This window comes from Pseudomonas sp. GW456-12-1-14-TSB6 (assembly GCF_059424205.1).
On sequence record NZ_JBWKZE010000010.1, the window covers coordinates 200,262 to 207,666 of the forward strand.

Annotated in this window: 6 protein-coding genes; 5 read left to right on the forward strand and 1 reads right to left on the reverse strand. The window is 59.8% G+C overall.

The window, feature by feature from the left end; genetic code table 11:
* Positions 1 to 23: 23 nt before the first annotated feature.
* Positions 24 to 1,451: an arginine-ornithine antiporter gene (gene arcD / locus AC07Y2_RS12280; protein ID WP_064598968.1), complete on the reverse strand. Its 1,428-nt coding sequence runs from the start codon at positions 1,449 to 1,451 to the stop codon at positions 24 to 26.
* A gap of 448 nt (positions 1,452 to 1,899) precedes the next feature.
* Here arcD (AC07Y2_RS12280) and arcD (AC07Y2_RS12285) point away from each other — a divergent pair, with 448 nt between their 5' ends.
* The 5 genes from arcD (AC07Y2_RS12285) (at position 1,900) to AC07Y2_RS12305 (ending at position 7,202) form a co-directional block, all read left to right on the forward strand.
* The gene (gene arcD, locus AC07Y2_RS12285; protein WP_039766045.1) at positions 1,900 to 3,327 is read left to right on the forward strand and encodes an arginine-ornithine antiporter; all 1,428 of its coding nucleotides are present in this window, start codon (positions 1,900 to 1,902) and stop codon (positions 3,325 to 3,327) included.
* A gap of 34 nt (positions 3,328 to 3,361) precedes the next feature.
* Positions 3,362 to 4,618 carry an arginine deiminase gene (arcA, locus tag AC07Y2_RS12290; protein ID WP_103386013.1) on the forward strand — a complete coding sequence of 419 codons (1,257 nt, stop codon included), beginning with the start codon at positions 3,362 to 3,364 and terminating at the stop codon, positions 4,616 to 4,618.
* A gap of 69 nt (positions 4,619 to 4,687) precedes the next feature.
* On the forward strand, positions 4,688 to 5,698 hold the full coding sequence (locus tag AC07Y2_RS12295; RefSeq protein ID WP_039766039.1) for an ornithine carbamoyltransferase: 1,011 nt from the start codon (positions 4,688 to 4,690) through the stop codon (positions 5,696 to 5,698).
* 149 nt (positions 5,699 to 5,847) lie between these two features.
* On the forward strand, positions 5,848 to 6,777 hold the full coding sequence (gene arcC / locus AC07Y2_RS12300) for a carbamate kinase (protein ID WP_039766038.1): 930 nt from the start codon (positions 5,848 to 5,850) through the stop codon (positions 6,775 to 6,777).
* A gap of 62 nt (positions 6,778 to 6,839) precedes the next feature.
* On the forward strand, positions 6,840 to 7,202 hold the full coding sequence (locus AC07Y2_RS12305; protein ID WP_039766036.1) for a DUF5064 family protein: 363 nt from the start codon (positions 6,840 to 6,842) through the stop codon (positions 7,200 to 7,202).
* Positions 7,203 to 7,405 lie beyond the last annotated feature (203 nt).

The following is a 7,405-nucleotide window of genomic DNA, read 5'->3' on the forward strand; positions in this document are numbered from 1 at the left end:
TCCCTGATAGTCGAGCCGTAACCTCACAGAGACAACACGCCGCTGTACAACCCGTAGGCCGCGAGCCCGGCCCCGGCGATGACGCAGGTGAAAATTCCCTTCTCGAGCGTGGTGAACAACGGCTCGCCCTGCTCATGCTTGGCCTTGGCGAACAGGATCACCCCCGGCGCATACAACAGCGCCGACAACAGCAGGTATTTCACCCCGCCGGCATACAACAGCCACACCGCGTAACACAGCGCGATGCCGCCGATCAGCAGATCCTTGGTGCGTTCGGCGGAGGCATGCTCATAGGTTTCACCCCGTCCGCTGAGCAATACCGCATAGGCTGCCGACCACAGATACGGCACCAGAATCATCGACGAGGCGAGGTAAATCAGGCTGGTGTAAGTGCCGGCGGAAAACAGCGTGATCAGCAGGAAAATCTGGATCATCACATTGGTCAGCCACAACGCATTGACCGGCACATGGTTGGCGTTTTCCTTTTTCAGGAACGCCGGCATCGTATTGTCCTTGGCGGTGGCGAACAGAATCTCCGCGCACAACAGCGCCCACGACAGCAACGCACCGAGCAACGAAATGGCCAGGCCCACGCTGATCAGCAGCGCGCCCCATGGCCCGACAATGTGTTCCAGCACGGCGGCCAGCGACGGGTTCTGCAAAGTCGCCAGTTCCGGCTGACTCATGATCCCCAGCGACAACACATTGACCAGCACCAGCAGCGCCAGCACACCGATAAAACCAATGACCGTGGCCCGGCCCACATCGGTGCGCTTCTCCGCCCGGGCCGAGTAAACGCTGGCGCCTTCGATACCGATGAACACGAACACGGTGACCAGCATCATGTTGCGCACCTGATCCATCACGCCGCCGAAATTCGGGTTGCTGCGGCCCCATATGTCGCGGGTAAAAATCTCGGCCTTGAACGCCACGGCGGCAATGACCACGAACATGATCAGCGGAATGATCTTGGCCACGGTGGTCAACTGATTGATCAGCGCCGCCTCCTTGATCCCGCGCATCACCAGAAAGTGCACGGCCCACAGCAACACCGAGGCGCAACCGATGGCGATCGGCGTGTTGCCCTGGCCGAACACCGGAAAGAAGTAGCCGAGGGTGCTGAACAGCAACACGAAATACCCGACGTTGCCCAGCCAGGCACTGATCCAGTAACCCCACGCCGAAGAAAAGCCCATGTAGTCGCCGAACCCGGCCTTGGCGTAGGCATACACGCCGGAGTCCAGTTCCGGTTTGCGATTGGCCAGGGTCTGAAACACGAAAGCCAGGGTGAGCATGCCGATCGCCGTGATGCCCCAGCCGATCAGAATGGCGCCGGCATCGGCCCGGGCTGCCATGTTTTGCGGCAAGGAAAAAATCCCCCCGCCAATCATCGAACCCACCACCAGGGCGATCAGTGCGCCAAGGCGCAGCTTTTGCGTCGGTTGCGACATTCCAGCGTCTCCAGGTTCCCGAGGTCGGCATTGGCCGCCCATGGTGATGTAACCGGTATTAACCAAACGGTTAGAGCGTAAGTACGTTTATTGAATAACGCCAATTAACGTCTCTTATATATAGCGGATGGCACTAATGCCTAGCACGGATAGGCAGTTTTGTGTGGGAATCCTGATAATTCGATTCTGTACTGAAAACAGAGGCGAAAAATTTGCCAAACCTTGAAAACGGACTAGCGTGATAACTCGAAAGTAATAGGAAAAGTTCCCAACTACATATACCGAAAGCCTCTAGGACAGGCCTCACAGGCAGAAGCCTTATGCCATCAGAGGTTTCATAAGTCATTCATTAACAATGGAATGTGACCATGCACTGATCTAAGTCAGCTGTTTGAATAGCTAACAGAACTACGCTGTGAACTCTTCTCTCCTGCAATGGAGTCATGCAATGTCTGAAGCTCCCGGAAAACTACGACTAGGTGCACTGGTTGCATTGGTAGTCGGCTCAATGATCGGTGGCGGGATATTCTCTTTGCCACAAAACATGGCCGCCAGTGCCGACGTCGGCGCGGTTCTGATTGGCTGGGCCATCACCGCTGTCGGCATGCTCACCCTCGCTTTCGTCTTTCAAACCCTCGCCAATCGCAAGCCTGACCTGGACGGCGGTGTCTACGCCTACGCCAAGGCCGGTTTCGGCGATTACATGGGCTTTTCTTCGGCCTGGGGCTACTGGATCAGTGCCTGGCTGGGCAACGTCGGTTACTTCGTTCTGCTGTTCAGCACCCTCGGGTATTTCTTTCCGGTTTTTGGGGAAGGCAACACCGTTGCTGCTGTGATCGGCGCCTCTGTCCTGTTGTGGGGCGTGCACTTTCTGGTGCTGCGCGGGATCAAGGAGGCGGCGTTCATCAACCTGGTGACCACCGTCGCCAAGGTCGTGCCGCTGCTGCTGTTCGTGCTGATCGCGATCTTCGCCTTCAAACTGGACATCTTCACCGCCGACATCTGGGGCGTGAAAAACCCGGATCTGGGCAGCGTGATGAACCAGGTGCGCAACATGATGCTGGTCACCGTATGGGTGTTCATCGGCATCGAGGGCGCGAGCATCTTCTCGGCCCGGGCGGAAAAACGTTCGGACGTCGGCAAGGCGACCGTGATCGGTTTCATCACCGTGCTGCTGTTCCTGGTGCTGGTGAACGTGCTGTCGCTGGGCATCATGACCCAGCCGGAACTGGCCAAACTGCAGAACCCGTCGATGGCCGCCGTGCTGGAACACGTGGTCGGTCACTGGGGTGCGGTGCTGATCAGCGTCGGCCTGATCATCTCGCTGCTGGGGGCGTTGCTGTCGTGGGTGCTGCTGTGTGCGGAGATCATGTTCGCCGCCGCCAAGGACCACACCATGCCGGAGTTCCTGCGCAAGGAGAACGCCAACCACGTGCCGGTCAACGCCCTGTGGCTGACCAACGCGATGGTGCAGCTGTTCCTGATCATCACCCTGTTCTCGGCCAGCACTTACCTGTCGCTGATCTACCTCGCCACTTCGATGATTCTGGTGCCATACCTGTGGTCGGCGGCCTACGCCCTGCTGCTGGCGGTGCGCGGCGAAAGTTACGAAGGCTTCGCGGCCGAACGGCGCAAGGACCTGATCATCGGCGGTATCGCCCTGATCTATGCGGTGTGGCTGCTCTACGCCGGTGGCGTGAAGTACCTGCTGCTCTCGGCCCTGCTCTATGCCCCCGGCGCGATCCTGTTCGCCAAGGCCAAGCTCGAACTCAAACAACCGGTTTTCACCAACGTCGAGAAGCTGATTTTCGCCGCAGTGGTCGTGGGCGCCCTCGTGGCTGCCTACGGACTGTATGACGGCTTCCTGACTCTGTAATTGCCCAACGTTTTCACTCTGGAGGATCACTGAAATGACCACGGAAAAAGCTAAGTACGGCGTCCATTCCGAAGCCGGCAAACTGCGCAAAGTCATGGTTTGCTCCCCAGGTCTGGCCCATCAGCGGCTGACCCCGAACAACTGCGATGAACTGCTGTTCGACGACGTGCTGTGGGTCGCCCAGGCCAAGCGCGACCACTTCGACTTCGTGACCAAGATGCGTGAGCGCGGGATCGAAGTACTGGAAATGCACAACCTGCTGACCGACATCGTCGCCATCCCTGAAGCGCTGGACTGGATCCTCGAGCGCAAGGTCACCGCCGATTCGGTGGGCCTGGGCCTGATCAACGAAGTCAAATCCTGGCTGAAAAGCCTGGAGCCGCGACACATCGCCGAATTCCTGATCGGCGGCGTGTCCGCCGATGACCTGCCGGACAGCTTCGGTGGCAAGACCATCCAGATGTTCCGCGACTTCCTCGGCCACTCCAGCTTCATTCTGCCGCCGCTGCCGAACACCCAGTTCACCCGCGACACCACCTGCTGGATCTACGGTGGCGTGACGCTGAACCCGATGTACTGGCCGGCGCGCCGTCAGGAAACCCTGCTGACCACCGCCATCTACAAATTCCATCCGCAATTCACCAACGCCGATTTCGAGATCTGGTACGGCGACCCGGACAAGGATCACGGCAGTTCCACCCTCGAAGGCGGCGACGTGATGCCGATCGGCAACGGCGTGGTGCTGATCGGTATGGGCGAGCGTTCATCCCGTCAGGCCATCGGCCAACTGGCGCTGAACCTGTTCAAGAACAAGGCCGTGGAAAAAGTCATCGTCGCCGGCCTGCCGAAGTCCCGCGCAGCGATGCACCTCGATACCGTGTTCAGCTTCTGCGACCGCGACCTGGTCACGATCTTCCCGGAAGTGGTCAACCAGATCGTCGCCTTCACCCTGCGCCCTGACGAAAGCAAACAGGGCGGCATCGACATCCGTCGCGAAGAAGGCACCTTCCTCGACGTCGTGGCCAAAGCCCTCAACCTGCCGAAACTGCGCGTCGTCGAAACCGGCGGCAACAGCTTCGCCGCCGAACGCGAGCAATGGGATGACGGCAACAACGTGGTGGCCGTGGAGCCGGGCGTGGTCATCGGCTACGACCGCAACACCTACACCAACACCCTGCTTCGCAAGGCGGGCGTGGAGGTCATCACCATCAGCGCCGGCGAACTCGGTCGTGGCCGCGGCGGCGGCCACTGCATGACTTGCCCGATCATCCGCGACCCTATCGATTACTAAACGACCATCTCCCCGGCCGCACCTATCCCGTAGCGGCCGGGCCGATTACCGAATCCAAGGAGAATCATCATGGCGTTCAACATTCACAACCGTAACCTGCTCAGCCTGGAACACCACACCCCACGTGAGCTGCGCTACCTGCTCGACCTGTCCCGCGACCTCAAACGCGCCAAATACACCGGCACCGAGCAGCAACACCTGAAGGGCAACAACATCGCCCTGATCTTCGAAAAAACTTCGACCCGTACCCGCTGCGCATTCGAAGTCGCCGCCTATGATCAGGGCGCCAACGTCACCTACATCGACCCGAACTCTTCGCAGATCGGCCACAAGGAAAGCATGAAAGACACCGCCCGCGTGCTGGGTCGCATGTACGACGCCATCGAGTACCGTGGCTTCAAACAGGAAATCGTCGAAGAGCTGGCCAAGTTCGCCGGCGTGCCGGTGTTCAACGGCCTGACCGATGAATATCACCCGACCCAGATGATCGCCGACGTGCTGACCATGCGTGAGCACGCCGACAAGCCGATCCACGAGATCAGCTACGCCTACCTGGGCGACGCGCGTAACAACATGGGCAACTCGCTGCTGCTGGTGGGCTCCAAACTCGGTATGGACGTGCGCATCTGCGCGCCGAAAGCCCTGTGGCCGCATGACGACCTGGTGGATCGCTGCAAGAAGTACGCAGAGGAAAGCGGCGCGCGCATCACCCTGACCGAAGACCCGAAAGCCGCGGTCAAGGGCGTGGACTTCATCCACACCGACGTCTGGGTATCAATGGGCGAGCCGGTGGAAGCCTGGGCCGAGCGTATCCAGCAACTGCTGCCGTACCAGGTCAACGCCGAGCTGATGAAAGCCACCGGCAACCCGCGCACCAAGTTCATGCACTGCCTGCCGGCGTTTCACAACAGCGATACCAAGGTCGGCAAACAGATCGCCGAACAGTATCCGCACCTGAAAAACGGCATCGAAGTGACCGACGACGTGTTCGAGTCGCCAGCCTGCATCGCCTTCGAGCAAGCGGAAAACCGCATGCACACCATCAAGGCGATTCTGGTGTCGACTTTGGCTGATCTGTAACCCGGCTTTGGCACTGATCGTTCCCACGCTCCGCGTGGTAACGCCGCCCCCGGACGCTCCGCGTCCGCTGTGACGCAGAGCGTCACGGGATGCATTCCCACGCGGGAGCGTGGGAACGATCAGCGATCAACACGAAAAGGACATGCACCATGCGTATCGTCGTAGCCCTGGGCGGTAACGCCCTGCTCCGCCGTGGCGAGCCGATGACCGCTGACAACCAGCGCGCCAACATCCGCATCGCCACCGAGCAAATCGCCAAGATCCATCCCGGCAACCAACTGGTCATCGCCCACGGCAATGGCCCGCAAGTCGGCCTGCTGTCGTTGCAAGCGGCGGCCTACACCTCCGTCACCCCTTACCCGCTGGACGTGCTCGGTGCCGAAACCGAAGGCATGATCGGCTACATCATTGAACAGGAACTGGGCAACCTGCTGGACTTCGAAGTCCCGTTCGCCACCCTGCTCACCCAGGTCGAAGTCGATGCCAACGACCCGGCCTTCAAGAACCCGACCAAACCGATCGGCCCGGTCTACGAGAAAGCCGAAGCAGAAAAACTCGCCGCCGAAAAAGGCTGGGCCATCGCCCCGGACGGCGACAAGTTCCGCCGTGTGGTCGCCAGCCCCCGGCCCAAACGCATCTTTGAAATCCGCCCGATCAAGTGGCTGCTGGACAAGGGCAGCATCGTGATCTGCGCCGGCGGTGGCGGGATTCCGACCATGTACGACGAGCACCGCAATCTCAAAGGCATCGAAGCGGTGATCGACAAGGACCTGTGCTCGGCGCTGCTGGCCGAACAGCTGGAGGCGGACTTACTGGTGATCGCCACCGACGTCAACGCGGCGTACATCGACTTCAAGAAACCCACCGAGAAAGCGATTGCCCAGGCCCACCCGGACGAACTCGAACGCCTGGGCTTCGCCGCCGGTTCCATGGGGCCGAAGGTGCAGGCAGCCTGCGAGTTTGCGCGCCATACTGGCAAGGTCGCGGTGATCGGTTCGCTCTCGGACATCGAAGCCATCGTCCAGGGTACCGCCGGTACGCGGGTCAGCACGGCAGCGCCGGGCATCACCTACCGATAAAAAGAAACTCCGGGGGCAGACCTCAGGTCTGCCCTTCTCCCATGCCTTGAAAGGAGAAAACCATGGCCCAGTTCGAACCCGGTCATTTGCATATCGAGCGGCACGCGTTGACTGACGACGACGTCAATTACAACGTGCACCTCGACTATGAAGTGTTCACCGATCCCCAGAAAGGCAAAGGGATACAGTTCACCCTGCATGGCAGCATGCAGGGCAAAGAGGTCAACGAACCGTTCTTTCTGCCCAAGGAGGAAGCCTACAACTTCGCTCGCAACGTGACGCAGATTGCCGAAAAGTACGGCATTCCCAAGAGCCACAGCCAGATCGGCTCGGTGCATAAGCATTACGACCTGATGTTTGAGGACATCCGCAAGCAGCTGAATATGCAGTCCGGGGATCCGGTCAATCCCGAGCATTTCGAGTAACCCCAAAAGCCCCCTCACCCTAACCCTCCCGAAGCGTCGGACCGCCCGGAGGGAGAGGGGACTGATCCGGGGATGCTTCAGGGTTACACCGACCTGAAAGCTCTTCGCTGAATCCATAATCGACTCGATTCTTCAGGTCGATGTATCACGCAATACACCTCGGTCAGCTCCCTCTCCCTCCGGGCGGTCCGACGCTTCGGGAG

Coding starts and splice junctions, on each gene's coding strand:
- AC07Y2_RS12305 (WP_039766036.1), top strand. CDS start 6,840: ATGGCCCAGTTCGAACCCGGTCATTTGCATATCGAGCGGCACGCGTTG.
- AC07Y2_RS12295 (WP_039766039.1), top strand. CDS start 4,688: ATGGCGTTCAACATTCACAACCGTAACCTGCTCAGCCTGGAACACCAC.
- arcC (WP_039766038.1), top strand. CDS start 5,848: ATGCGTATCGTCGTAGCCCTGGGCGGTAACGCCCTGCTCCGCCGTGGC.
- arcD (WP_064598968.1), bottom strand. CDS start 1,451: ATGTCGCAACCGACGCAAAAGCTGCGCCTTGGCGCACTGATCGCCCTG.
- arcD (WP_039766045.1), top strand. CDS start 1,900: ATGTCTGAAGCTCCCGGAAAACTACGACTAGGTGCACTGGTTGCATTG.
- arcA (WP_103386013.1), top strand. CDS start 3,362: ATGACCACGGAAAAAGCTAAGTACGGCGTCCATTCCGAAGCCGGCAAA.